This window comes from Pseudotamlana agarivorans (assembly GCF_018860245.1).
Classification (GTDB): domain Bacteria; phylum Bacteroidota; class Bacteroidia; order Flavobacteriales; family Flavobacteriaceae; genus Pseudotamlana; species Pseudotamlana agarivorans_A.
In genome coordinates, this window is record NZ_JAHKPD010000025.1 from 51509 (window position 1) to 76830 (window position 25322).

Annotated in this window: 27 protein-coding genes; 10 read left to right on the forward strand and 17 right to left on the reverse strand. The window is 36.5% G+C overall.

The annotated features are described in order from the left end of the window. Nucleotide 1 precedes the first annotated feature (1 nt). From KO493_RS15205 to KO493_RS15275, 15 genes are all read right to left on the reverse strand, one after another. Nucleotides 2-850 carry an ABC transporter ATP-binding protein gene (locus KO493_RS15205; RefSeq protein WP_216068838.1) on the reverse strand — a complete coding sequence of 283 codons (849 nt, stop codon included), beginning with the start codon at nucleotides 848-850 and terminating at the stop codon, nucleotides 2-4. Between the two features lie 85 nt (nucleotides 851-935). Then, entirely contained in the window at nucleotides 936-2042 is a 1107-nt protein-coding gene (locus KO493_RS15210) for an ABC transporter permease (RefSeq protein WP_216068839.1), read from the reverse strand. A 79-nt stretch (nucleotides 2043-2121) separates the two neighbouring features. Continuing rightward, nucleotides 2122-3516: a CmpA/NrtA family ABC transporter substrate-binding protein gene (locus tag KO493_RS15215; protein ID WP_216068840.1), complete on the reverse strand. Its 1395-nt coding sequence runs from the start codon at nucleotides 3514-3516 to the stop codon at nucleotides 2122-2124. Nucleotides 3517-4021: 505 nt separating this feature from the next. Further along, nucleotides 4022-4729, reverse strand: a complete 708-nt coding sequence (locus KO493_RS15220) for a cytochrome c3 family protein (protein WP_216068841.1) — start codon at nucleotides 4727-4729, stop codon at nucleotides 4022-4024. A 17-nt stretch (nucleotides 4730-4746) separates the two neighbouring features. Further along, nucleotides 4747-5775: a ferredoxin--NADP reductase gene (locus KO493_RS15225; protein ID WP_216068842.1), complete on the reverse strand. Its 1029-nt coding sequence runs from the start codon at nucleotides 5773-5775 to the stop codon at nucleotides 4747-4749. Between the two features lie 7 nt (nucleotides 5776-5782). Beyond that, nucleotides 5783-6265, reverse strand: a complete 483-nt coding sequence (locus tag KO493_RS15230; protein WP_216068843.1) for a hypothetical protein — start codon at nucleotides 6263-6265, stop codon at nucleotides 5783-5785. A gap of 96 nt (nucleotides 6266-6361) precedes the next feature. Continuing rightward, entirely contained in the window at nucleotides 6362-7177 is an 816-nt protein-coding gene (locus tag KO493_RS15235) for a c-type heme family protein (protein WP_216068844.1), read from the reverse strand. 16 nt (nucleotides 7178-7193) lie between these two features. Further along, nucleotides 7194-7607: a globin family protein gene (locus KO493_RS15240; RefSeq protein ID WP_216068845.1), complete on the reverse strand. Its 414-nt coding sequence runs from the start codon at nucleotides 7605-7607 to the stop codon at nucleotides 7194-7196. A 190-nt stretch (nucleotides 7608-7797) separates the two neighbouring features. Beyond that, nucleotides 7798-8547: a Crp/Fnr family transcriptional regulator gene (locus KO493_RS15245; RefSeq protein ID WP_216068846.1), complete on the reverse strand. Its 750-nt coding sequence runs from the start codon at nucleotides 8545-8547 to the stop codon at nucleotides 7798-7800. A 142-nt stretch (nucleotides 8548-8689) separates the two neighbouring features. Next, nucleotides 8690-9913, reverse strand: a complete 1224-nt coding sequence (dsrP, locus tag KO493_RS15250; protein ID WP_216068847.1) for a sulfate reduction electron transfer complex DsrMKJOP subunit DsrP — start codon at nucleotides 9911-9913, stop codon at nucleotides 8690-8692. Between the two features lie 448 nt (nucleotides 9914-10361). Continuing rightward, the gene (locus tag KO493_RS15255) at nucleotides 10362-11510 is read right to left on the reverse strand and encodes a 4Fe-4S dicluster domain-containing protein (protein WP_216068848.1); all 1149 of its coding nucleotides are present in this window, start codon (nucleotides 11508-11510) and stop codon (nucleotides 10362-10364) included. A 35-nt stretch (nucleotides 11511-11545) separates the two neighbouring features. Then, entirely contained in the window at nucleotides 11546-12154 is a 609-nt protein-coding gene (locus KO493_RS15260; protein ID WP_252723248.1) for a cytochrome c family protein, read from the reverse strand. Nucleotides 12155-12161: 7 nt separating this feature from the next. Continuing rightward, nucleotides 12162-12860: a nitrate reductase cytochrome c-type subunit gene (locus KO493_RS15265; RefSeq protein ID WP_216068850.1), complete on the reverse strand. Its 699-nt coding sequence runs from the start codon at nucleotides 12858-12860 to the stop codon at nucleotides 12162-12164. Between the two features lie 2 nt (nucleotides 12861-12862). Further along, a complete protein-coding gene (locus KO493_RS15270) occupies nucleotides 12863-15190 on the reverse strand; it encodes a molybdopterin-dependent oxidoreductase (RefSeq protein WP_216068851.1) in 2328 nt (775 codons plus the stop codon). A gap of 2 nt (nucleotides 15191-15192) precedes the next feature. Further along, the gene (locus tag KO493_RS15275; protein ID WP_216068852.1) at nucleotides 15193-15432 is read right to left on the reverse strand and encodes a hypothetical protein; all 240 of its coding nucleotides are present in this window, start codon (nucleotides 15430-15432) and stop codon (nucleotides 15193-15195) included. 136 nt (nucleotides 15433-15568) lie between these two features. Here KO493_RS15275 and KO493_RS15280 point away from each other — a divergent pair, with 136 nt between their 5' ends. From KO493_RS15280 to moaA, 10 genes are all read left to right on the forward strand, one after another. Continuing rightward, the gene (locus KO493_RS15280; protein WP_216068853.1) at nucleotides 15569-16747 is read left to right on the forward strand and encodes a molybdopterin molybdotransferase MoeA; all 1179 of its coding nucleotides are present in this window, start codon (nucleotides 15569-15571) and stop codon (nucleotides 16745-16747) included. A gap of 10 nt (nucleotides 16748-16757) precedes the next feature. Then, nucleotides 16758-17096: a winged helix-turn-helix domain-containing protein gene (locus KO493_RS15285; protein ID WP_216068854.1), complete on the forward strand. Its 339-nt coding sequence runs from the start codon at nucleotides 16758-16760 to the stop codon at nucleotides 17094-17096. Nucleotides 17097-17163: 67 nt separating this feature from the next. Further along, entirely contained in the window at nucleotides 17164-17520 is a 357-nt protein-coding gene (locus KO493_RS15290; RefSeq protein WP_216068855.1) for a four helix bundle protein, read from the forward strand. Nucleotides 17521-17732: 212 nt separating this feature from the next. Continuing rightward, on the forward strand, nucleotides 17733-18473 hold the full coding sequence (locus tag KO493_RS15295; protein ID WP_216068856.1) for a sulfite exporter TauE/SafE family protein: 741 nt from the start codon (nucleotides 17733-17735) through the stop codon (nucleotides 18471-18473). After that, nucleotides 18474-19088 carry a molybdenum cofactor guanylyltransferase gene (mobA, locus tag KO493_RS15300; RefSeq protein WP_216068857.1) on the forward strand — a complete coding sequence of 205 codons (615 nt, stop codon included), beginning with the start codon at nucleotides 18474-18476 and terminating at the stop codon, nucleotides 19086-19088. A gap of 153 nt (nucleotides 19089-19241) precedes the next feature. After that, nucleotides 19242-19475 carry a MoaD/ThiS family protein gene (locus KO493_RS15305; RefSeq protein WP_216068858.1) on the forward strand — a complete coding sequence of 78 codons (234 nt, stop codon included), beginning with the start codon at nucleotides 19242-19244 and terminating at the stop codon, nucleotides 19473-19475. Nucleotides 19476-19546: 71 nt separating this feature from the next. Continuing rightward, nucleotides 19547-20620, forward strand: a complete 1074-nt coding sequence (moeB, locus tag KO493_RS15310; protein ID WP_216068859.1) for a molybdopterin-synthase adenylyltransferase MoeB — start codon at nucleotides 19547-19549, stop codon at nucleotides 20618-20620. Between the two features lie 70 nt (nucleotides 20621-20690). Continuing rightward, the gene (locus KO493_RS15315; RefSeq protein WP_216068860.1) at nucleotides 20691-21134 is read left to right on the forward strand and encodes a molybdenum cofactor biosynthesis protein MoaE; all 444 of its coding nucleotides are present in this window, start codon (nucleotides 20691-20693) and stop codon (nucleotides 21132-21134) included. A 149-nt stretch (nucleotides 21135-21283) separates the two neighbouring features. Next, complete coding sequence (gene moaCB, locus KO493_RS15320; RefSeq protein ID WP_216068861.1) at nucleotides 21284-22195, forward strand: bifunctional molybdenum cofactor biosynthesis protein MoaC/MoaB; 912 nt, start codon at nucleotides 21284-21286, stop codon at nucleotides 22193-22195. 200 nt (nucleotides 22196-22395) lie between these two features. Continuing rightward, entirely contained in the window at nucleotides 22396-23397 is a 1002-nt protein-coding gene (moaA, locus tag KO493_RS15325) for a GTP 3',8-cyclase MoaA (RefSeq protein ID WP_216068862.1), read from the forward strand. Nucleotides 23398-23509: 112 nt separating this feature from the next. Here moaA and KO493_RS15330 read toward each other — a convergent pair whose 3' ends face one another. Continuing rightward, nucleotides 23510-24007: an SRPBCC family protein gene (locus KO493_RS15330; RefSeq protein ID WP_216068863.1), complete on the reverse strand. Its 498-nt coding sequence runs from the start codon at nucleotides 24005-24007 to the stop codon at nucleotides 23510-23512. A 99-nt stretch (nucleotides 24008-24106) separates the two neighbouring features. Then, the gene (gene ychF / locus KO493_RS15335; protein WP_216068864.1) at nucleotides 24107-25201 is read right to left on the reverse strand and encodes a redox-regulated ATPase YchF; all 1095 of its coding nucleotides are present in this window, start codon (nucleotides 25199-25201) and stop codon (nucleotides 24107-24109) included. Nucleotides 25202-25322: the final 121 nt, after the last annotated feature.

Consider the following 25322-nt stretch of genomic DNA (forward strand, 5'->3'; position numbering starts at 1 on the left):
ATTATTTAAAGCGTCCAACAAAACTTTTTGGTTCTAATTCAGGCAATTCAAAAACTTCTTGAGCTTCAGATTTACGATCGTTTCCAATCTCCATTAAGTATTCAATAATGGAATTTCTAGTTTCCTTGAAACTCTCATTATCGTTTAATTCGGTTTTATCACGAGGGCGTTCAATATCAATTTTAAATTCTGGTCCTAAAGTGGCTTTTGGCCCTGGTTTTAAAGGAATAATACGATCTGCCATATAAATACCTTCATCTACATCGTTGGTTATTAATAAGGCCGTTCGCTTATCTTTTCCCCAGATATTTAAAATTTCATCTTGAAGATTTCCACGTGTTAAGGCATCCAAGGCTCCTAAAGGTTCATCCATAATAATCATCTCTGGCTTCATAGCTAAAGCTCTAGCTACAGCAACACGCTGGCGCATCCCTCCAGATAATTCATTGGGACGTTTGTTAATCGCGTGCGATAAGCCTACCATTTCAACATAATCCTTAACGATCTCATTTAACTCCGTTTTGCTTTTCTTAGGAAAGGCTTCTTTAACAGCCATATATATATTTTGAGCTACAGTTAACCAAGGTAATAGTGAGTAATTCTGAAAAATCACACCACGTTCATGGCTCGTTCCAACTACGGGTTCTCCTTTAAATAAAACCTCACCACTTGTAGGTTGTATAAGCCCGTTTATAAGATTAACTAAAGTTGTTTTTCCACTTCCTGTGAATCCTACAATTGCTACAAACTCACCTTCTTCAATGGTTAAATTGATATTTGAAAGCACTTCGGTTTCGTTTTCACCTTGACCGTAAGATTTATATATATTTTTTAGTTCTAAGTAAGCCATTTCTTTTATGTTTGTTTGTTAAACCGTTGATTTGTTGATTTGTTGATTTGTTTAATCGCCTAAACCCTTCAACAATGTAATCCCATTATATCGCATCTGATTTATTAAACGATACCCAGTTTTGAATGGTAAGCATAATGCGATCTAATAAGAATCCGATAATACCGATAACAAACATGGCTACGATAATTTTTGAATTTGAATCGTTGGCTCCGTTTTGAAATTCTTCCCAAACAAATAATCCTAAACCTGGACTCTGCGCTAATAATTCAATGGCAATTAAAACCATCCATGCTACAGATAATGTAATCTTTAAACCTGTAAATATTAACGGTAAAGACGATGGTAAGATCACTTTAAAAATCTTTTGTACTGGTCCTAACTTCAAGACTTTAGCCACATTAATATAATCTTTATCTACTGAGGCTACACCCATAGCTGTATTTACTAAAGTTGCCCACATCGAACAGAAACCAACACTAATAAAAGAAATGATGAACGAGCTATCTTCTGTAGAATCGATTAAAATTGTTTTTACAATCATAAAAACTAATAAGTACCATACTACAGGCGATACAGGTTTAAAAATTTGAATAAACCAGTTGAAAGCACTTTTTAACGTCGGACTTAATCCTATAAATATTCCGATCGGGATTGCAATAATTAAGGCTAATAAAAACCCTGCGAATACCGTTTTTAAACTCATCACGATTTGATCGATAAAAGAAGGTCTACCTGTATAAGTAATCGGGTCTTTACCCGCAGCAATACGTTTTTCATTTAAAGCCGCTGTTTTTTCAATAAACGCCGCTTTATCGGCTCTAATAATGTTGTGATCTCTAATTAAAGACTGGTAAGAGCCCCAAACTTGACCAGGAGATGGTAAAGTGTTTGGCTGGCAGCTAATATCTCCAGAAGCGATACATGTACGCATAGCCTCAGCAGCTTCTGGCCCTTGGTCAACTAAAGCTGTTTGAATTTTATAATTAGCTTCTCTTTCATACAAGGCTCTTGACCCCAGTTGCCACAGTCCGATAAATAAAAGAATAGAAGCAAGCGGTACAACTACTTTACGTAAAAATTTTACAAAATCTTCTTTCTCTAACTTCCCCGTGAACAGATCCTTTAAGGTGGTTAAAAAACCCAATCCCATAAATTTGGATACTTTATCTAATGTTATACTTTGCTTCATGACTCTTATTTATTTGATTAGTGATTATCTAATAAGGAACTTCTTAACTCCTAAACTTCTATGCTTCTTTATTTTTTAATTACTGTACTGCTTCGTCTTTGTTTCCTATCTTGAAACTGTTGATGTATGATATTGGATCTTTACCATCATAAGTTGTTCCATCGATAAAGTCTGCTGTTGCCGGCTTATAACCGTCTGTTGTTGGAATATCTCCTGCAGGAATGTTTCCTTCTTCTACTAAAAGATTAGCCGCTTTAGTCCAGATATCTGGTCTGTAAATATCTTTGATCGTTTCAGCATACCAATTTGCTGGTTTCGCTTCAGGAATTTGTCCCCATCTACGCATTTGCGTTAAGAACCAAATACCATCTGAATAAAAAGGATAAGTTGCATTGTACTTGTAGAATACGTTGAAATCTGCCATGTCACGTTTATCACCTTTTTCAAATTCGAAAGTTCCTGTCATAGAGTTTGCAATTACTGCTTCATCAGCACCTACATATTGAGACATTGATAAGATTTTTACAGCTTCTGCTCTATTTCCTGGCTCATCTAACCATTTTCCAGCTCTAATTAAGGCTTTTGTAACAGCGATCGCTGTATTAGGATTTTCTTCAACAAATTTTTCAGTCATTACAAATACTTTCTCTGGGTTGTTTTTCCAGATATCTAAGTTGGTTACAACAGGCACACCAATACCTTTAAAAACAGCTTGTTGATTCCATGGCTCACCTACACAATATCCGTGAATTGTTCCAGCTTCAAGCGTCGCTGGCATTTGTGGCGGAGGCGTAACAGATAGTAAAACATCAGCATCAATTTGTCCTTGAACGTTATCAGCTGTATACATACCAGGATTAATACCTGCAGCAGCTAACCAATATCTAATTTCGTAGTTGTGTGTAGATACTGGAAATACCATACCCATTTTAAAAGGTTTCCCTGAATTTTTATATTCTGTAATCACTGGCTTTAAAGCATCGGCTTTAATTGGGTGAACAGGTTTTCCATCTGAACCATTTGGTACGTTAGGTTTCATTTTAGACCAAACATCGTTTGAAACTGTAATCGCGTTTCCGTTTAAGTCCATTGAAAAAGCAGTGACTAATTTAGCTTGACGACCAAAACCAGCACCTGCTGCAATAGGCTGACCGGCTAACATATGCGATCCGTCTAACTGACCATCAATTACGCGGTCTAAAACATTTTTCCAGTTTGATTGTGCTTCTACCGAAACAAATAAACCTTCATCTTCAAAAAACCCTTTTTCTTTTGCAATGGCTAATGGCGCCATATCTGTTAATTTGATAAAACCAAATGTTAATTGTGGTTTTTCAATCTCTAATGTTTTTGTTTTTGAAGTTTCAGGAACTATAGTTTCAGCTATAGTTTCCTTTTTTTCTTTATTACCACAAGAAAATAGCAATGCTGCTACTGGTAAGATTAATGTTGATTTTTTGAATAGTGATTTCATTATGTTTGGTTTTAATTAAACTAAGTATTAATACTTATACACGGCAAATATATAAGTAGTACTCGTTTTATTTCATGATGGATACCATGTACAAACCTCTTTTTAAACCACATTAAAACATGTTTTAAAACATGTTTTTAAACTAAAACACTATTTAACAACCTATTAACACAAAATAAACATACTTAATTACTCCCCTCATCACATACGTAGAACACTTAGTTTTCAAAGTATTTGTCAATTTTTCAAGTATTTTTCTCAATAAAACATCTAAACAAGCGCTATGAAAACGAATAAAACACGTAGTTAACTAAAAAAACAATTCATCGTATTTTTCCTTCTCATTATATACTTAGCCTTCAATCACTACTAACCACCGCACCTAGTACGTATTCTTATAAGCAAACGCATTATTAGCCCATAAAAAAACCAGCCTTTAATTTATAAAGACTGGTTAATAACCTTGTTTTGAACACAAAGCTCTAATTCATTATAGCAACAAGGTTTACTTCTCTAAACTTTCAAGCCAGGCTTCCTGGGAAAGCGCTTTATATTTTTTATGATCTCCATAAGGGTCTTTTCCACCATCAAAATAGGCCTTAATGTATTTCATAGGTATGGTATCTTTTAACTTTTCAGGGACATCATATTTATGATTTCCATGAAAATCATGACATTGAATACAAGTATTCCAGGCTTCTTGAGCAATTAATTTTTGATGAGAAACATCTAAAGGGTCATCTTCTACCTCTAAATCTTGATGACAGTTCATGCAATAATTAATATTCGCTACCGAAACACGCTCGTTGCCATGTTCGGAATGACAAGTGATACAAGTTGTCGCATCAATATGTGTAATCGCTTCCTTAAATCGAGGTTCAGAAAACCGATACGTTGGATGTCTGTCGTTAGCTCGGTCGTGACATTGCAAACAGTTATCGACCGTTACATCTTGGGTTCCAAAATCTACTCCTTTTTCTCTAGCGCCTACTGCGTGAGAGATATTAGATTGCACTTGCTGCAATAAATTACCCTTAGCATCAGCGTGACAAGCAAAACAATTAAGATCTTGATGACCTGTATTCATCGGACCAATGGAGACATAAGACTCTGTAGACTCTAGAGTTAAAATATAAAACAATGCCCCGCCCAGCACCAAACCAATGATGCTTCCTAAAACTTGTCTTTTTCGTAACGGACTTACTTTAAACATTTATTAAAAGCTTTAATTTATAATTCAATCACTACTTTTTCAGACGCAGGATAACTCACACAGGTTAAAATTGCACCACTTGCCACCTCACTTTCAGGCAACAAATGCCCTTCAACCATTTGAACTTCGCCTTCCACGCATTGTGCTTTACAAGTCGAACACATACCTGATCTACATGAATACGGAATCACCACATTTTCAGACATGGCTTGCTGCAGAATAGACTGGTCTCCCCTAACTTTTAACTCATGGGTTTTACCATCCTGTTTTAAAGTCACTTCACTGAGCAAGTTTTTTCCTGAAACTTTTATAGTAGGACTTTTAAATACCTCTAATTTTATTTTTTCTCGAGTAACTCCATTTGCATTTAATATTTCTTTAATTTTCTCCATATATCCTGAAGGACCACATATCATATACTCATGGTCTTCATACTTCAAATCGTGTTTATAAAAAACCGCATCTACAAGGTCTATTGTAGCCAAACCGGCATGGTAATTATTCTCCCCTTGAGGATTAAAAGATATGATATGCTCCACAGAAAATTTTTCAGAATAAGCAACCTCTAAAGCTTTAATTTCATCATGGAAAATAATAGAATCCATGCTTTGATTGGCGTAGATTAGAAGCACTTTAGAATTTGTCTCCTGGGTAAGTATTGATTTCACAATTGAAAACATGGGGGTTATACCGCTTCCTCCTGCAAATAACACATATTGCTTTTTGGCCTTAGCTTCTGGCTCAATACAGAATGTTCCTGCTGGAAGACCGACTTCAATTTTATCGCCTGCACTTAAAAAATCGTGTACATAATTTGAAATTAAACCTTCCTCGACGCGCTTGATGGTTATTTTCAAGTCCTTATCGGTATAAGGGTTGCTACTAAAAGAATATGCACGATTATGTTTGACGCCTTCAATTGGAATCTTTATGGTTAAAAACTGCCCCGGCTTGTACTTTAACTTCCTAAAAAAGTTTCCGTTTTTAAAACAAATACTTACCGCATCGTCTGTTTCTTTAATTATATCTTTTATTAATAGCTTCATTCTTCATTTATTTATAATAAAATACCATAACCACATGAAACAACAGCAATATACTCACCATCATAGACAGAGCGACATGAGTAATCATCCACCCTTTAAACCAAGCATCACTTCGACTCTTAATCACATCTAGATTAAGGTAACCTAGCAAGGTATTTGAGAAAAACACATAAGAAAGCAGCAATAAATAGCCGTAGCCTAACGCCATACTATGGAAGTAAAAAAACAACGGACTTATTGCACCTAACCACTTGTGAATGGTTTGCATGGTCATCGCGTGTTTACGCCATTTTGAAACCGTTCGTGTTAGCGTAAGCATCCATTGAAAGCAAATAAACAGCGCCAAAACCAAGCCAGACCAGCGTTTATACATTTGGTCCTGCTGCAATACCTCCAGCCATTCCCATGAAAGTCCTAAAAAGTATTGCAGAAAGTAAGCGCAAAGCAACAGCAATCCTAATACCGTGGATTTATTCGTACTTAATACCATAAATAGTTATGATTGTTTGTTGTCATTGAAAAACACAACCTTTTAATTTTATAATAAAACCTTACGGAAGGCTGCCTTAATCTTATTGATTTCTTTTTACTCAGAAGTTACTACCAAATGCTTCACCGTTTCATATGAAGACAGCTTTTTCACGCTATCTAAAAACACTTCAGCTGAAGGCAAATAGAAGCCTTCTTCTGGCCATTTATCACCTATCTCTGGTTTTTCACTTGCTTTAAAATTTTCAATTTCATCTAAGTATTCCATATAAACATCTACTGTCCCTTTAGCATAAGAACTAAGTACATCCACCGTTTCCTTATAAGTTAAAGAGTCTTTGGGGTATTGCCAAGTTGTGGCTCCCATGACATCACCTAGTTTCCAATCAGATTTGGTCGTTTGCGGGTGCTTATTGTGACAGGTTACACAGGCATCTGCACTGGCTAAATCTGCAAACATGGCCGTATGCAATTTCTGGTCTTCATCAAAGAAAAACTGCGGTTTTTGGTCTTTTTTAATTTGAGTAAAAAGTTCGGCTTGTTTGCCTTCAAACTTATTCGCGGCGTTCACCGGAAAATCAGAACCCAAATACAAACCTAAAGGCACTGGGCTCTTTCTAAGGCTCGTTGCGACACCACGTAAAAATAATGCTGGTAAGGGTCCCGCTTCTACGTCGTCTTTTCTCCAATCCTCATCAAACTTCATCCCTTGAGTTTTTCCTTTACCAACAATGGCTTTGGTGTATAGAGTTCTAGTTACATCATTTTCTTTAGAGACCATTTCTAACACCTCTTCTACCGAAAAAGCATTTTCAACAGTAGCCGTATCCGCTTTATCTTCCGGTACACCCCCGCAAGAATGTAACATACAAATACTCGTTCCTAATAAAATGGTTTTTAATAGTATTCTCATAATTACTTAGTTTTAATTAATATGCAGCTTCAATCATCACACTTGACATGGTTCCATAAACCTCAGCCCAAGCGTCTTTAACTTCAGGTGTAAAATCATCACCCAAGCCTGCGGCAAGCGTACCCAATAATGCAGCACCTACAGTCTCGTAATGAGAAGGCTCTACCTTATAGGCTACATGGCGCTTACCTAAATCTTTTAAAACTGGAATTAATGCATCTAAATTATTAAGGCCAGCAACGGCCGCTCCAAGCATAGTCATTAACTTATTACCTTGAGTTTTCATCGCATCACCGTCGCTAGGAAACAAAGGCTTTAATTTAGGATCGAGTTCGAATAGTTTTGTATAGAATATTTCTGCAGCAGCAGGTGCTATAGGTTTTACTTTTTCAAAAGAGTCTTGTACAAGAGTAACTGTTTTTGCTTCCATAAATTATAAATGTTTTTGGTTTGATTAGGTTTTTAATAAGTATTAATACTTACCCAAAGCAAATGTAAAATGTATATGGCTAACCAATTATGAAATAAAGCAGGCTTAAAGAAGCTTTTATTCCACATTAAAACATGTTAAAACGCAGAAGTTAAAAAAAGAGCAAAAAAAAGGGTCTAAGCCCAAGACATTAAATATCTAGAAAATAATTATGGTCGTTAATCTCTTGTTTGAGCAAGCGCACATCTGGAATTCCAATTTTTTTCCCTTTTGCTGAAATAAGATTTTCCTTTTTTAGAGCTGAAAAAATGCGAATCACCTGTTCCTCTGTAGTTCCTGCATAATCTGCATATTCCTTACGGCTTAAAGGTAATTTTAAGAAACCATTTAAATCACCAAACTTGCGATGTAAATATAGTAAGGTATCAATAACACGCTCACGAACCGTCATTTGAGAAATAGACTTGACTTTATTTTCACTTCTATTGAGTTCATTAGCATAAAACAACATCATACTATAGGCAAACTGCGGATTTTCAAACAAGGCTTCCTGAAGTTCGTCTTTTGAAAAATAACACAACAGCGTATCCTGTAACGCAATGGCTCCAATAGAATAATACTCTTCGGTACCAAAACCACGATGTCCGATAATCTCACCTTCTTTAGCAAAACGAACAATTTGCTCTCTACCATTAATACCCGTTCTAAATACTTTAACGGTTCCTTTAAGTATAAAAAAGAGTCCATTTACAGGAGCGCCTTCCATAATAAACTGCTGCCCTTTTTTACATTTTAAAGTGTTTTTGCTTTTTACGAAAGTAGAATCTAATGCCGTAGACAAACTGCTTTTTATTAAACAGTTTTGATTTAGGCAAACTTCACAAGACACATCGTTTAACGATTTGTTTCTTGAATTGGAATGTAAAGCTGATAAAGGCATAAAAGTGATATCTTTTTCAAAATTAAGTAATAATACTTAGTTTTAAAAACTATTACTTATTTTTAGGAGTCTAACAAAAAACACCAACCGAAATTATTCAATTGATGTTTTGCAGCCTTTATATTCAGAAATCAGGAAGAGACTAAGCTTCCTTCTTGTATCTCAAATTACCCAATTCGATACCTATGGCTGTTTTAGCAAGTATCGTAAACACAAAAGCACCCATAGCCCAAATACCTAGAGTCACGCCTATTTCTATACCTGTAGGTGTGTATTCAACAATTTTACCATAAGGCCCTGGAATAAAACCAGGCACAATTAATCCGAAACCTTTTTCAATCCAAATGGCCACAAACAAGAGGAAACAACAAAAGAAAAGCACTCTAAAATTATTTCTTAATTTATGAAAAGTCAGCAATACGGTAGCCAGTACATTCATAGGAATCGCCGTCCAAATCCATGGTAACAAAGCGTCTTTTCCGTGTAAACCAAAGAATAAATAATAAGCGCTTTCACTGTGGTGTGTAGGTGCATAAAATTCTTTAAAAAGCTCCGAAACCAACATAATTAGATTAATTTGGGCCGCTACAGTAACCACCATAGCAATTTTTCTAAGGGTTCTATCCTGAACTTTGAATTCGGTAAAGTTTCTAATAATTGCTAAAACTAATATGATTAACGCAGGTCCTGCAGCAAATGCAGAGGCTAGAAAACGCGGACCTAATAGGGCATTATTCCAAAACGGTCGAGCCTGTAAACCTTGATATAAAAACGCAGTAACCAAGTGAATACCAACAGCCCAAAACACCGATAAAATAGCCCCTGGAATATAAACACTAGACTTTGCCTCCTTACCTTGATAATGTCTAAATAATATATATAACGGTATGGTGATATTTAAAAACAGATAACCATTTAGTACCAAAACATCCCAGGTAAGCATAGAATTAGGGAAGTTAAACACCCCTATCCCGGGCAACATGTGCCATAACACCGAAGGTCCTCCCATATCTGCAACCACAAAAGCCAAACACATAATTAAAGCAGCCACAGCAAGCCCTTCACCTATTAACACCGCTTGTTTAAAATCTACATCATGCAAGACATAAGTAGGCATAACAAGCATAACGGCGGCGGCGGCAACTCCAACTAAAAATGTAAAATTAGAGATATAAAGTCCCCAGCTCACACGATCGGTCATTCCCGTAACACTCAAACCTTCACTCAATTGAATGGAGTAGCAATACATACCCACCAACATGATAAAAGTTAATGCCCCCATCCAAATATGATACCTCAAAGAACCGCGCGTTATCGTAGCTAAACTGTCCTTAACCAAACTTCTAAAAACTTTAAATCCACTCATGTTTTTAATAATTCTTTTTTGTGACTGATTATTTGTTTAATTGTTTATTCGTTTAACCGATCTTCCTTTTTCAACATTTCGACTAATAAATCAACTCTACTATTCCTTGTGAAAGTTTATTCGTTTAATCGTTTATTTGTTGAACCGATCTTCCCTTTGGTTGTTTAATCGTTTATTTGCTTATTCGTTTAACCGATCTACCTTTTTCAACATTTCAATTAATATATCTGCTCTACTGTTCCTTATGAAAATTTATTCGTTTAATCGTTTATTTGTTGAACCGATCTTCCTTTTGGTTGTTGAATCGTTTATTTGCTTATTCGTTTAACCGATCTTCCTTTTCAACATTTCTACTAATAAATCAGCTCAATTAATTCTTTGGTGAATGTTGATTCGTTTAACCGGTTCTCCCGATTAAACAGTTCAACGATTCAACATATAAACAACCTTAATCCATAAAATACCAGAACTTAGGTTCTGTTCCTAAATCTTCTTTCAGTCTAAATACTTTCTTATTTTCTAAAACCCATCTAATCGTACTTTTAGGGTCTAATAAATTCCCAAAAATTCGCGCACCTGTTGGGCAAGCTTCAACACAAGCAGGATTTTTACCAGCTCTTGAACGCTGTACGCAGAACGTACATTTTTCCATCACACCTTTCTTACGCATACGGTTTCCTAAGTAATGCTGATTGTGGTTAACTTCCTTTTCAGGAACCTCAGGTTTACTCCAATTGAAGCGTCGCCCATCATAAGGACAAGCTGCCATACAGTATCTACAGCCCACACACCAATCGTAATCGATAACCACTAAACCATCATCTTCACGCCAAGTAGCTTGTACCGGACAAACCTCAACACATGGCGGATTATCACAATGAAAACACTGTGTCCCCATGTAAAAATGACCTTCCGCAGGCACTTCATGGTAATAATTATCATCAGCTTCATTGAAATTAAAGCCTTGACCATCTTTCATCTCATGAATTCTAATGTATTGCATTTCCGAATCGCGGTCTTGGTTATTCTCCTCAACACAAGCATTCACACAATCCATATAACCTTGACACTTCGAAATATTAAAAGCATAACCAAACAAGACATCTTCCTCAGCATTTTTTGAAGACATACTTAAATTTTTCCCTGTTCTTAATTCGTAAGAGCGCATTAAACGATCAACCGTAGCCCCTTTTTCCTCATCAGACATCAATTTGTAGTTCCCCTTAAATTGCTCTTCCCAATCTATCTGTGCCTTCTCTTTGCTTTCATCACCACCTATCACACTACAAGAGGTACTTACCGCACCGGCACCAATTAACAAACTTGCTGTTAATTTCTTAAACGCCGTACGTCTGTCCATTTTCACATCAAAAACCTGATCGAAACCATCTTTTTTAGTTTCCTCTCCAATCGATGCCTTTATAGCAGCTTCAGCAAATTCTGCATCAGTCATTTGCGCTACATCTGGTATTTCACCACTAGAAGGTTGATGAGAACCACAGCCTCCAGAGGTTTTTCCGCAGCCACAAGACCCCTTATCAGGTTCATTATTTCTACCAAAATTTAAAGAAAACCATTTTTTGTTAGTACCGCTCATGTCTTAAATATTTTAAAATCTTCGTGTATGTTTTACTATTTTCTTTCTTCTTCTGTAACTGTATTAAATCGTGCTGGCCACCTAGACTCGAAACCAGGTTTATGCGGATTATGACAATTAACACAAGTCATCGCAGCTCTTGGAGGCGCCCAACCACCAATACGTTTCCCGTGCGCCCCACCTTTCCAATCTTCAAATTGCTTGGTGTGGCATTGGCTACATAATTGATAACTATTATTAAAATCGATATCCTTGCCTGTCAGACTTTTTAATTCGTTCATATTATTTGGGTTATGACAAGTCACGCAATTCATCGTATTTTCGTTAGCATGCACCAATTTCATATCCCAATGCGCCTTTTGCATGCCTTCACTATGCATGTCACTTAATGATTTGGAATGGCATTCGGTACAAGCATAAGATCGAATGTCTCCTTTTCGCTCGGGAATTAAAAACGTATGACCACCTTCGGTGATTTCAATCATTCTTAGATCTTCTAAATATTTTTCAGATGAAATCGACGTCCCTTGATAGTTTTTACCTTCAGCGTTAATTTTTTCAATAACACCATGATACTCGCCTTCGCCATGTTTACATGAAAAAAAGCAGATTAATATCATAAAGCCATAAACTATTCTATTCATAATATATCTATTGCACTTCATTGGTATGCATTCTTTTAAAAGTTCCTATATCTGTCATTTCCTTATTATTAGGCACATGACACTGACGGCAATTAATACGTTCGGGATGTGTTACTCTAATTTCCTTTGGAGCAGCAGGCCCCGCATGACAAGACAAGCAATTTTCATGTAATTGTATTTGATGTGGTATAATGGGCGGACTCGTTAAAAGGGCATTGTTTACACCGGCTTTTGGCGCTTTCATCTTTTCAAAATTGTTCGCCACAAATAACTTATCGGTTTGTTCTGGTACGTGACATTGCCTACAATTTACCAACTCGGGATGAGGCGTTACTGGAGCATAAGCACCAAACTTATCTACAAAACCACCATTTTGATGACATTTTAAACACACATTCTCCCCCATACTACGCTCGTTAGCCACAGGGTGTGGAATACTTGGAGGTGCGCCATGAAACGCTCTATTCTCATAGTAGGTTTCTAAAGATCTTTGATGGGCTTCATCAATTGGCATGTTGGCGTAATCCAAAGCATATTCAGCACGTGTAAAAACACCAGACTCCGACGGAATTGCAGAAATATGATTATCACTTTCAAGTGGAATATAGGCTTCCTCAAGCCCTTCTTGATAACTATAACCCCAAATAAAAATGAAGGCTACAAAAAGCACTACAAAAAACGATATGATACCCATTCTCTTTTTCATCCTTATACTTTTTCAACTTTAACGGCACATTTTTTATAATCTGGTTCTTTAGATATCGGGCAAAACGCATCTAAAGTCACATCGTTAATTAGCATGTTTTCATCAAAGAAAGGCACGAAAACCTGACCTTTGGTTGGCAAACCTCTTTCGTTAATCGATGCTGGCAACACACAAGACCCGCGTCTTGATGTCACTTTTATTTTTTCGCCATTTATAATACCTAATTTCACAGCATCATCTGGATGAAATTCCACATAAGCATGTGGCATGGCTTTATGGAGTACAGGAATTCTTCGCGTCATAGACCCCGTATGCCAATGTTCGATAACACGCCCTGTATTTAACCAAAAAGGATATTCGGCATCAGGAATCTCCGGAGCAGGCTCGTAAGGTCGCTGCCAAATCACAGCTTTTCCATCAGGTTTTCCATAAAAATGAAAGTCTTTATCATTCGTACAAGCAGGATCGTATTTTGCATTAAAACGCCATTGTGTAGACTTACCATTTACATAAGGCCAAATAGCGCCAGACTCCTTTTTAAGAACCTCTAAAGGTGCCATACCATGCTTTGCGCCATCATGAAATTGACGGTACTCATTAAAAATTTCTTCTACGTGGTTTTCTCTAGAATATGGGAATAATTCACCATAGCCCATACGTTTCGCCACTTCAATAAACATCCAAGCATCGGGCATGGTGTCTCCTGGACCTTCTACCATTTGTTCCCAATACTGGGTTCTACGTTCTGAATTTCCGTATAAGCCACCTTTTTCAATATGCCAAGATGCTGGTAAAATAACATCGGCTACATCTGAAGTTGGCGTAGGAAACACATCTGAAACCACCACAAAACAAGACTCTTTTTCCATTGCTGGACGGTAACGACTTGTTTTAGGTAGAGAAACTAATGGGTTTGTGGCTTGTGTCCATATAAATTTAATATCGCCGCGATCTACAGCTCTAAACATTTCGGTAGCGTGATAAGTTGGTTTAGAAGGAATACGCTCCACGGGAACTTTCCATATTTTAGCGGCCATTTCACGATCCTTAGCATTCATTACAACGCCATGAGGTAATTTGTGCGTAAAAGTCCCTACTTCCCTAGCCGTACCACAAGCAGATGGCTGACCCGTTAAAGAAAACGGCCCATTACCTGGTTGTGAAATTTTACCTGTAAGTAAGTGAATGTTATAAACTAAGTTATTCATCCAGGTCCCTCGTGTGTGCTGGTTCATACCCATACACCAATAAGAAACAACCTTCGTATTAGGATTTCCATAAATTTCTGCGAGGTATTTAATATCCTTTACAGATACTTTGGAGTATTTAGAGACCTTTTCTGGCGTGTAATCTTCTAAGAATTCTTTATAAGATTCAAAATCTATTTTAGTAGGTTTATCAGCGAAAGCGTAATTATCTTCCAAACCATAACCCATTTCTGTGAGACCTTTACTGAAATTTATATGGTTTTCTACAAAAGAATTATTAACCCAGCCATTATTAATAATTTCGTAGCAAATAGCATTGGCTACCGCTAAATCTGTTTGAGGTTCAAACAAAATAGACTTATCAGAAGCCATACTAGAACGCGTTGTTCTAGTTGCAAAATCTATAATTTTAGCCCCTCTTCTATTCTTCTGCTCTAACATTCTTGAGAATAAAACAGGGTGCATTTCAGCCATATTATTTCCCCAAGTGATAAAATAATCGGCATGATCTATATCTTCGTAGCAGCCCATTGGCTCATCGGCACCAAAACTGGTTAAAAATCCAGTCACAGCACTGGCCATACACAAACGCGCATTACAATCTAGGTTATTCGTTCCAATAGCCCCTTTCATTAATTTTGAAGCCACATAACCTTCAGGAATCGTAGATTGCCCAGAGGTATACATCGCTACCGAATCTTTACCATGCGTATCCATAGTTTCCTTCATCTTGTTAGCAACGATATCTAAAGCCTCATGTATTGGCGTTTGAACATATTTACCGTTTTTCTTAACTAGGGCGTGTGTTAAACGGTCTTCTGCTTGAATACACATAATTTGGTGATAGCCTTTAACACAAAGCAATCCTTTATTGACTGAAGAATTAGGATCTCCTTTCACCGCAACTGCTTTCCCTTTATCAACACCTATTAATACTCCACAACCTACACCACAAAAACGACAAGGTCCTTTTTTCCAATCTAAATCACCACCGTTAGGCAGATCTTTTTCTTGGTCTTCTGCAAATAATATTCCTGGAAACATGGTTGCTGCAGCTGTCATTGCAGACATGATTGCCATTTTTTTAATAAAACTACGTCTGTTCGTTAACGAGGTATACATACTTAATTGCTTTTAGGTGTATCAAATCCAGAAACCATTGCCAACAGTTTTAAACTAGCAATAGATTCTATCTGTTCTTTTAAATTTTTATCTTCGGAAATATCGTTGGTATCGGTAACCACTATAAGTAAATCTTCATTCTCTGCAGGAATAACTTCACAATGATTTAAATTAGTTAAAGCAGTAAGTAACTCAGCTTTTTTACCGTCTTGCGGATGTGCTAAATAGCTTTTAATTGGCATATTATTAAATTGTTGTTAAGTTCTTTAAAGATATGATAAAATTATGTTAAATAAAAAATGAATAAACTGACATTTATCAAGTTTTAAAATAAAATGAATTCGCTATATTTGCACGGATATAACGAATCCGAACCACATGATTTCTATTTCCGAAGCGATTTCTGCAGTAAAAAACCAAAGAAAACCACTTACCGTAAAATGCATAAAACCCGTTGAAAAAGCTGGTGGTTATTTACTTTTTGAAGACATAAAATCACCTATAAACATGCCGCCGTTTAGACAATCGGCCATGGATGGTTATGCCTTAAATCTTCACGATAAAATATCTTATAAATTAATAGGAGAAATTAAAGCAGGTGATGCCGTTCGTCTAAAATTAAATCCAGGAGAGGCCGTTCGTATATTTACAGGCGCTGCGGTACCAGATTCAGCGAATGCGGTGATGATGCAAGAAAAGGTACAAAATCATGGTGAAACCATAGATATCCAACATCAAATTGATTTAGAACTCAATATTCGTCCGTTAGGCGAACAAGTAAAAACCGGTGATATTGCCTTAAAAAAAGGCACGAAACTCACTCCTGCGGCTATTGGTTACCTCCTATCTTTAGGAATCACTGAAGTTTCAGTTTACAAAAAACCAAACATTGCACTAGTTACAACAGGCAACGAACTTGTAGAACCCGGACTAGCACTCACGCATGGAAAAATTTACGAAAGTAATTCCAGAATGCTTTTAAGTGCCCTCTATAATTTAAAGTTTTACGACATCACATTATATAAAGTGGAAGATGATTATGCCCAAACAGTTTCGGCATTAAATTCAGCTATAAACGACAATGATTTGATCTTAATAACAGGCGGTATTTCGGTTGGAGATTACGATTTTGTTGGAAAAGCTCTAAGCGAATTACATGTTGAAGAACTTTTTTACAAAGTGAAACAAAAGCCTGGAAAACCTTTATTCTACGGAAAAAAAGAAGATACACAAATTTTTGCCCTTCCGGGGAATCCTGCAGCGGCACTCAGCTGCTTCTATGTGTATGTGTACATTGCTTTGCAAAACTTGATGGGTCGCAACGACACAGAGCTTCCAAGGGCTCAAGCAACATCTACTTCGGTGTTTAAAAAGCGTGGCGACCGTCCGCAATTTTTAAAAGCTATATATCAAAATGAGACCGTTGAAATTTTAGAAGGTCAAAATTCATCTATGCTACAAACATTTGCGCTTTCAAACGCATTGGTACACATGCCTGGTGAAGTTTCTGAAATCAACGAAGGAGATACTGTTGAAGTCATCATACTTCCGCAATAAAAAACAAACTATGGGATACAAAATTAAAAGTCGCATTTGGATTGAATCCGATAACCATGTTATTCTTGGCGAAGGTCGTGTGCATTTACTAAAAGCCATTCATGAAACCGGTTCGCTCTCAAAAGGCGCAAAATCTTTAAATATTTCATACAAAAAAGCCTGGGGTTTATTGGATTCTGTAAACAAATCGGCCAAAAAACCCGTAACCATAAATTCTGTTGGCGGCAAAGGCGGCGGCGGCGTGCAACTTACAGATTACGGCAAATCATTAATTAAAACCTTTGACGAGATAAATAAAAACTGCTGGAAGTTTTTGGATGATCAGGTTGCTAAGTTTGAAACCTTGTAACAATGAAGTGCCTAAAATTATAAATGCCTAAAGTTTAAAGTATTTAAAGTGCCTAAAATTAATTTAAATGAATAATAAAGAATTTGCGAAGCAATTAGAGTATCGAACTAGACAATTTGGAATTTCAATTATCAAATTATCAAGTGTGCTACCTAACTCTATTGAAGCTAAGGTTATAAAAAACCAGATTACAAAATCTGGTACTAGCATTGGCGCTAATTATCGTGAAGCAAATCGATCTAGAAGTTCAAGAGATTTTAAAAACAAAATTAAAATTTCAGAAAGTGAAGCTAGTGAAACGGAATATTGGTTAGAAATTATAAATGATATGAATTGGGTAAAACCACAAGAACTAGATAAAATAATGAAAGAAGCAAAAGAACTTTTAGCGCTTTTTACTTCAATTTCAAATAAACTTATGTGAATTAAAGTGAGCTAAAGTTATAAGTATTTAAAGTGCCTAGAATTCAAAGTGAGCTAAAGTTATAAGTATTTAAAGTGCCTAGAGTTATCAGTTCAAAAAATTAGACGATATGAAAAACAACTTTTTAAAAGCTTTAAACTTTAAATACTTTAGCGCACTTCTAACTTTAAACTTTAGGCACTTTAGCACACTTTAGACACTCGAATAAAAAAATGCTACAAACCGAAAACATATACCTCTTCCTAGCAATCTTACCGATTGTATCCTTCCTCTACGCGAGCGTTGGTCATGGTGGCGCGAGTGGTTATTTGGCGCTTATGGCATTATTTTCCTTTGCTCCAGAATCGATGAAACCCACGGCTTTATTGCTGAATTTATTTGTGGCAGGTATATCGTTTTACTATTACTATAAAGCTGGTCATTTTAATAAAAAACTGTTTTTATACTTCGCCATTGCCTCCATTCCGTTAGCTTTTTTAGGGGGTACTATTGAAGTTGACGCTTCTATTTATAAAAAGATTTTAGCCGTTTTACTCATATTCGCCATTTTAAAAATGCTGAATGTTTTCGGAAAAGAAAGCGACAAAATAAAAGACGTTAAACTCTGGCAAGGACTAATCGTTGGCGGGGTAATTGGGTTCTTCTCCGGACTTATTGGTATAGGAGGCGGCATTATTTTAACCCCTATAATTTTACTATTACACTGGGGGAAAATGAAAGAAGCCGCGGCGGTTTCGGCACTCTTTATTTGGGTGAACTCTGCAGCGGGGCTAATCGGACAAATAAGCAGTGGTGTTACCATTGAAAAAGAGCGTTTTCTTTTAGTAGCCATTGCGCTCGTTGGCGGAATTTTAGGTGGTTACTACGGAAGCAAAAAAATAAACAACAACATACTACGATACATTCTAGCCTTTGTTCTTACTATAGCATGTGCTAAATTATTTTTCACATAAATGATAGACAAAAAAGACATCACAGGCATCATTTTATCTGGCGGAAAAAGCAGCCGCATGGGTTCCGATAAAGGTTTTTTACACCTTAACGGAAAACCATTTGTGCAATACAGTATCGATGCCCTTAAACCTTTGGTTTCTGAAATAATCATCGTTTCCGACCATTCGGAATATGATGAATTTGGATACCGAAGAATTACAGACAACATTAAAAATGCAGGACCAGTAGCAGGAATTTCAGCAGGTTTGGAAGCTTCTAAAACAGTATATAACCTGGTTTTGAGTTGTGATATTCCGATGATAACTTCCGAAATATTAGAAAAACTGATTAAGAATTCTGATCCTGAAAGTGATATCATTCAAATAGAAAGCCAAAGTAAAACCATGCCTTTGATTGCATTATATAAAAAATCCTGTGGTCCAATTTTTAGAAAATTAGTTGAACAAGATGAAAGACGTTTACGTGTTGCCGTAAACTCCTGTAAGGTGAAAAATGTGGATTTAGAATCGAAAGACGAAAAAATGACCATGAATGTGAATACCCAAGAAGAATTAAAACAATTGAAAAATGAATTTAACCATTCACTCGATTGTACAAATAAAACGAATAAATAACTATTAAAATGAGTAGGCAATACAAAAAATATTAGAGTACGTCATTCTGAACTTGATTCAGAATCGCATCATATTGATAAACAATCATTATGAGAACCTGAATCAAGTTCAGGTTGACGACAACTTTACTTTTTAGACAGCCTCAATTGAAAGATGCTATTAACCATTAAATATTTCGGACAAATTGCTGAAGTCACTCAAAAAGAAGAAGAAACTTTAGAATGCTCAGCAAAAAACATCTCTGAACTTTTAGCCCTTTTATATTCAAAATATGAAGGCCTGAAAATAAAAGATTTTCAAGTCGCGCAAAATCAAGAACTGGTTTCTGAATCCACAGAAATCACAGGAGCAGAAATTGCTTTGTTGCCGCCTTTTGCGGGGGGATGATAAAAAATTGTTTAACTGTTTAATCGTGTAATCGGTTAAACAAATAAACGGTTAAACGAATAAACATATTTATGAGATACAACAGACATATCATTTTATCTGAAATCGGCCAAGTAGGCCAGGATAAGATTTCTAAAGCCAAAGTTTTGGCTATTGGTGCTGGCGGACTCGGGTGTCCGATTTTGCAATACCTCGCTGCGGCTGGGGTTGGGACGCTTGGTATTATTGATTTTGATACGGTAGATCTTTCTAACCTTCAGCGTCAGGTTTTATTCGGAACAGCTTCCTTAGGCAAAAACAAAGCCCTAGCTGCCAAAGAACGTTTGGCCGATTTAAACGGCGACATCACCATTAACACCTACCCTGAAAAATTAACGCATAAAAACGCCATTACCATATTCGAACAATACGATATTATTGTTGATGGTTCCGATAATTTTGAAACACGCTACCTCGTAAACGATGCTTGTATCATCACCAATAAACCCCTTGTTTTCGGCTCGATTTACAAGTTTGAAGGTCAGGTTTCGGTATTCAACTATCAAAACGGACCTTCGTATCGCTGTTTGTTCCCAAGTCCTCCAGAACCGGGCGCTGTACCTAATTGTTCAGAAATTGGGGTGCTAGGCGTGCTTCCAGGTATTATTGGCACCATGCAAGCCAATGAGGTCTTAAAAATTATTTTGGGTCTTGGCAAGGTGCTTTCTGGCAAATTACTATGCTATAACGCCCTAACCCTTCAAAACCATATTTTAAAAATTCAACGTTCGGAAGAAGCGATTCAGTCGGTTTTAAAAGATAAAGCCAACTTTAACAACAAACATATTGCCCCAGTAAATTGCACATTAGAACCCGATTCTGTTTCTATTGCAGACATTAAATTAGACGAAAACATACAGTTTGTAGACGTTCGTGAAGCGCATGAACAACCAAAAGTTGAAGGCGTTTCCGTAATTGATATTCCCTTAAGCGTATTGGAAGATGAGTACATCAACATAGACCCTTCTAAAAAAACCTATGTGTTTTGTCAAGCGGGAATACGCAGTCAGAGCGCCGTTGAAATCCTTCAGGAAATTGGCGTCCCAAACTGTTTCAGTATTGAAGAAGGGGCTTCAGAAATAAAAAATTATATAAATAACCATTGAGAAAGAGAAACGACTGTTGTAATCATTTAAACAGATTGCTTCGTACCTCGCAATGACAAAAACATAAAAAATGAAAGATAAAAAACCTAAAAATGTCTTTAGAGACGGCGCGATTTCCTCAGATTTCATAGGAAATTCCATTTATAAACATCAAACCAAAACAAGCATCGGTGCCCATAATATTTTCTTAGGCCAAGTACGTGCCGACGACATCGACGGAAAAACCGTTGCCGCTATTGAATACACAGCCTATGAAGACATGGCTAACCAGAAATTTCATGACATACGCGAATCGGCCTTCGAAAAATTCGACCTCACCTGCATGCACATTTACCACAGTTTAGGCACGGTAAAAGCTGGTGAAATTTGCTTATTCGTTTTCGTATCCTCACCAAGACGCAAAGTCGTTTTTGAAGCTTTAGAATATATTGTAGAAGCTATTAAGGCAGATGTTCCTGTTTTTGGTAAGGAGATTTTTGAAGATGATACGCATCAATGGAAACAAAACAATTAGTTAATGGTTAATGGTTAATGGTTAATGGTTAATGGTTAATGGTTAATGGTTAATGGTTAATGGTTAATGGTTAATGGTTAATGGTTAATGGTTAAAATAAATTCCCAAAAACTAACAACCAACAACTATTAACAAAAAAAAACAAAAAAATGGTCGATATAACAAATAAGTACACCACCCTACGCATCGCTACCGCACAAGCTGTGGTAAAAGTTAGTAAGCAAGAAACTATTGAAGCGATAAAAAACGATACGGTTCCAAAAGGGAATGTCTTTGCTATGAGTAAAGCAGCTGGTCTTTTAGGCGTAAAACGCACACCAGACATTTTACCTGATTGCCATCCCCTACCAATTGAGTTTACTGGTGTGGAATACAAAATAAACGACTTGGAAATTTCAGTGATTTTCACGGTAAAAACCATATATAAAACTGGTGTTGAAGTGGAAGCTATGCATGGCGCGAGCGTTGTGGCTTTAAACATGTACGACATGCTCAAACCTATTGATAAAGGCATCGAAATTCACGCAATAAAACTGCTCAATAAAAAAGGTGGTAAATCAGACTTTAATGATAAGTTTAGAAAAGATTTAACCGCAGCCGTTGTGGTTTGTAGTGATACGATTTCGGCTGGACATAAAGAAGATAAAGCAGGAAAGGCGATTATTGCTAAACTAGAATCCTGTGGGGTGAAAATTTCTGAATACGTGATAATCCCTGATGAAAAAGAGGTCATTCAGCAAAAGGCACAAAGCTACCAAGAACAAGGTATCGATATGGTGATTTACACGGGTGGCACCGGACTTTCAGCTAGAGATGTGACACCAGAAGCTTTAATTCCGATTCTAGATAGACGTATCCCTGGTATTGAGGAAGCTATTCGCAGTCACGGTCAAGAACGTACACCGTTTTCTATGCTATCAAGAAGTGTTGCTGGCACCATAGAAGACGTGCTAATTTTAGCGCTTCCAGGTTCAACAAACGGCGCCAAAGAATCCATGGATGCTATTTTCCCAGGCGTTTTACATAGTTTTCGTATTTTAAAAGGAGCGAGACATGATTAAAGTTGATTTTTGGTTATTAATTGGTGGTTGTTAGTTACTTGATTATAAATATCTAACTACTTTAACTTCTTAACTACTTAACTACCTAACTACCTAACTACTTAACTCCTTAACTCCTAAATAATGTTAAATCGTTAAGGCGTTGAATCGTTTATCCGGTTACACAATTAAACAAATAAACAGTTAAACAAAGCGAAGAAATGAGCGACAACATACTACAAGATTCCCACGGCAGAGACCACGCTTACCTGCGTATCTCGCTAATTGAACGCTGTAATTTGAGATGTACCTATTGCATGCCAAAGGAAGGGGTTACATTATCTCCAAAAAGTGATTTAATGAGCTACGAGGAGATTTATGAAATTGCCAAAACATTCGTAGATCACGGGGTTACAAAAATCAGGTTAACAGGTGGCGAGCCTTTAATTAGGAAAGACATTCCTATTATCTTAGAAAAACTGGCAACCCTTCCAGTGGAATTATCCATCACCTCAAATGCGGTGATTATCGATAAGTTTATTCCGGTTTTAAAAAAATATGGGGTTAACAAAATAAACGTGAGTTTAGATTCTTTAGATGAAGGTAAGTTTAAACATATCACGAGACGTCATGAGTTCAAACGCGTGTATGACAACATCCTGCTTTTAGTCAAAGAAGGTTTTACGATAAAAATCAATGCGGTTTTAATGAAGGATTTCAATGAAAACGAAATCATTGATTTTATCAACTTCACAAAAGATTTACCAGTTTCGGTGCGTTTTATAGAGTTCATGCCTTTTGATGGCAATAAGTGGGACATGAGTAAAATGGTGTCTTATGCCGATGTTATGAAACTCGTAAATGCTTCATTTGAAGAACACCAAGTTGAACGCTTACAAGACGCCCCTAACGACACCTCTAAAAACTATAAAATAAAAGGCTACCAGGGGACTTTTGCCATTATTAGCTCAGTGACTAATCCGTTTTGCGATTCCTGTAACAGATTGCGTTTAACGGCCAATGGACAATTGAAAAACTGCTTGTTTTCTTCCGAGGAATCGGATTTATTAACCACGCTAAGAGCAGGAAAATCTATAGAACCCGTTATTCAAAAAGCGGTGTTAGCAAAATTTAAAGTACGTGGAGGCATGGATACCCTAAAAAAACTTCAAGAGCCTGAATTACATACTAAAAATAGAAGTATGACGGCGATTGGTGGCTAGATCGTATTATCGACGTGATTAAATACTGCAATCGTATAGGCACTTTGATGGTGGTGAATGCAAATTATGCTAATAAGCGGTACTTAAATAGTTATGAAGAAAAGATTTTAACCTACTTTTTATTAGGACACAAAAGAGAGGATGAAAAATCTGCCGCATTTTCACTATCAGCTATAAATTTTAAGATTTTAACTCTTGACTTCAATAGGCTTGAAATGTAGCTTTTAAGGAATAACCTGTTCACGAGTTCCCCAAAAATCCCATAAGGTAATTCAAAAGAAAAATTATCGGTCATGATGGTTTTATCGCCTTTTTCTTCAAAAATATGTTCGTGACGATAAGACTTAAACACCCCTAAAACCATCTCATTAACAAAATAATTAGGTTTATCAAAAGCCACAATCTTGGTAGTTAGATGCTGTGCAAATCCTAAATGATTTGCTTCCCAACTTACCCACTCACCATGTTCTATGAGTCCGCTTGTTTTTCCTGCAATAGGAATTTCCTTGGTGTGTTTCAAGGATTCTTTGACAATATCAATGTTCCGAGCTAAATCGAAACACGTATGTATATCAGAATTAATTTCTGAAGTTAATTGGATTGTAGGCATTACTTTAGTTAAGTTGGTCAAGTTTGGTTCGCAAACTTAATCAATTTCCCTTCTTAACAAAAATTAACTTACATTTAACATTAAAACTTAACGTTAAATTTATACGTTAAATAAGAAATGCATAACATCTCCGTCTTTAACAATGTAATTCTTGCCTTCAACACGCATTTTCCCAGCTTCTTTAACTTTAGCTTCGCTACCTAATTCTACATAATCATTGTAAGCGATAACTTCAGCACGGATAAAACCTTTTTCGAAGTCGGTGTGAATAACACCAGCCGCTTGTGGTGCGCTGGCCCCAATATCAACAGTCCAAGCACGAACCTCCTTAACACCAGCAGTAAAGTATGTTTGCTGATTTAATAATTTATAAGCACCACGTATTAGTTTTGCAGAACCCGCTTCTTCTAATCCGATGTCTTGAAGAAACATTTGACGCTCTTCATAATCTTCTAATTCATTAATATCCGCTTCTGTTCCAACCGCTAAAACAATCACTTCAGCATTTTCATCTTTAACCGCTTCCTTAACTAAATCCACATAAGCATTTCCAGAAACAGCAGCACCTTCATCTACATTACAAACATACATAACAGGTTTATCTGTAATAAACTGTGATGGTACAACGAACTCTTCATAATCATCTTCAGAAAATTCTAAAGCTCTCACAGAAGTTCCAGCCTCTAACCCTGCTTTAATTTTTAATAAAACAGCTTCTTCTTTTTGAGCTTCTTTATTTCCTGTTTTAGCGGCGCGTTTAACTTTATCTAGTTTTTTTTCGGCAGTTTCAAGATCTTTCAATTGAAGTTCCATATCAATGGTTTCCTTATCACGAATCGGATTCACATTACCGTCAACATGTACAATATTATCGTTATCGAAACAACGTAAAACATGTAAAATAGCATCTGTTTCACGAATATTGGCTAAGAACTGGTTCCCTAAACCTTCTCCTTTACTTGCTCCTTTTACTAATCCAGCAATATCCACAATTTCAACCGTTGCAGGTAAAACACGCTCTGGATTTACCAAAGATTCTAATTTCTCTAAACGCGGATCTGGAACGTTTACAACCCCAATATTTGGCTCTATAGTACAAAAAGGAAAGTTTGCACTTTGCGCTTTTGCATTAGATAAACAATTGAATAACGTTGATTTTCCTACGTTTGGTAACCCTACTATACCTGCTTTCATGTGAACTATTTTTTTCATTTCCGTGAAAACGGAAATCTTATAACAACAAAGTTTAAAAAGATTCCTACTTTCGTTGGAATTCATTTTGCGAGTGCAAATGTAGTTAATTCCTTTATTATTT

Coding starts and splice junctions, on each gene's coding strand:
- KO493_RS15205 (WP_216068838.1), bottom strand. CDS start 850: ATGGCTTACTTAGAACTAAAAAATATATATAAATCTTACGGTCAAGGT.
- KO493_RS15210 (WP_216068839.1), bottom strand. CDS start 2,042: ATGAAGCAAAGTATAACATTAGATAAAGTATCCAAATTTATGGGATTG.
- KO493_RS15215 (WP_216068840.1), bottom strand. CDS start 3,516: ATGAAATCACTATTCAAAAAATCAACATTAATCTTACCAGTAGCAGCA.
- KO493_RS15220 (WP_216068841.1), bottom strand. CDS start 4,729: ATGTTTAAAGTAAGTCCGTTACGAAAAAGACAAGTTTTAGGAAGCATC.
- KO493_RS15225 (WP_216068842.1), bottom strand. CDS start 5,775: ATGAAGCTATTAATAAAAGATATAATTAAAGAAACAGACGATGCGGTA.
- KO493_RS15230 (WP_216068843.1), bottom strand. CDS start 6,265: ATGGTATTAAGTACGAATAAATCCACGGTATTAGGATTGCTGTTGCTT.
- KO493_RS15235 (WP_216068844.1), bottom strand. CDS start 7,177: ATGAGAATACTATTAAAAACCATTTTATTAGGAACGAGTATTTGTATG.
- KO493_RS15240 (WP_216068845.1), bottom strand. CDS start 7,607: ATGGAAGCAAAAACAGTTACTCTTGTACAAGACTCTTTTGAAAAAGTA.
- KO493_RS15245 (WP_216068846.1), bottom strand. CDS start 8,547: ATGCCTTTATCAGCTTTACATTCCAATTCAAGAAACAAATCGTTAAAC.
- dsrP (WP_216068847.1), bottom strand. CDS start 9,913: ATGAGTGGATTTAAAGTTTTTAGAAGTTTGGTTAAGGACAGTTTAGCT.
- KO493_RS15255 (WP_216068848.1), bottom strand. CDS start 11,510: ATGAGCGGTACTAACAAAAAATGGTTTTCTTTAAATTTTGGTAGAAAT.
- KO493_RS15260 (WP_252723248.1), bottom strand. CDS start 12,154: ATGAATAGAATAGTTTATGGCTTTATGATATTAATCTGCTTTTTTTCA.
- KO493_RS15265 (WP_216068850.1), bottom strand. CDS start 12,860: ATGAAAAAGAGAATGGGTATCATATCGTTTTTTGTAGTGCTTTTTGTA.
- KO493_RS15270 (WP_216068851.1), bottom strand. CDS start 15,190: ATGTATACCTCGTTAACGAACAGACGTAGTTTTATTAAAAAAATGGCA.
- KO493_RS15275 (WP_216068852.1), bottom strand. CDS start 15,432: ATGCCAATTAAAAGCTATTTAGCACATCCGCAAGACGGTAAAAAAGCT.
- KO493_RS15280 (WP_216068853.1), top strand. CDS start 15,569: ATGATTTCTATTTCCGAAGCGATTTCTGCAGTAAAAAACCAAAGAAAA.
- KO493_RS15285 (WP_216068854.1), top strand. CDS start 16,758: ATGGGATACAAAATTAAAAGTCGCATTTGGATTGAATCCGATAACCAT.
- KO493_RS15290 (WP_216068855.1), top strand. CDS start 17,164: ATGAATAATAAAGAATTTGCGAAGCAATTAGAGTATCGAACTAGACAA.
- KO493_RS15295 (WP_216068856.1), top strand. CDS start 17,733: ATGCTACAAACCGAAAACATATACCTCTTCCTAGCAATCTTACCGATT.
- mobA (WP_216068857.1), top strand. CDS start 18,474: ATGATAGACAAAAAAGACATCACAGGCATCATTTTATCTGGCGGAAAA.
- KO493_RS15305 (WP_216068858.1), top strand. CDS start 19,242: ATGCTATTAACCATTAAATATTTCGGACAAATTGCTGAAGTCACTCAA.
- moeB (WP_216068859.1), top strand. CDS start 19,547: ATGAGATACAACAGACATATCATTTTATCTGAAATCGGCCAAGTAGGC.
- KO493_RS15315 (WP_216068860.1), top strand. CDS start 20,691: ATGAAAGATAAAAAACCTAAAAATGTCTTTAGAGACGGCGCGATTTCC.
- moaCB (WP_216068861.1), top strand. CDS start 21,284: ATGGTCGATATAACAAATAAGTACACCACCCTACGCATCGCTACCGCA.
- moaA (WP_216068862.1), top strand. CDS start 22,396: ATGAGCGACAACATACTACAAGATTCCCACGGCAGAGACCACGCTTAC.
- KO493_RS15330 (WP_216068863.1), bottom strand. CDS start 24,007: ATGCCTACAATCCAATTAACTTCAGAAATTAATTCTGATATACATACG.
- ychF (WP_216068864.1), bottom strand. CDS start 25,201: ATGAAAGCAGGTATAGTAGGGTTACCAAACGTAGGAAAATCAACGTTA.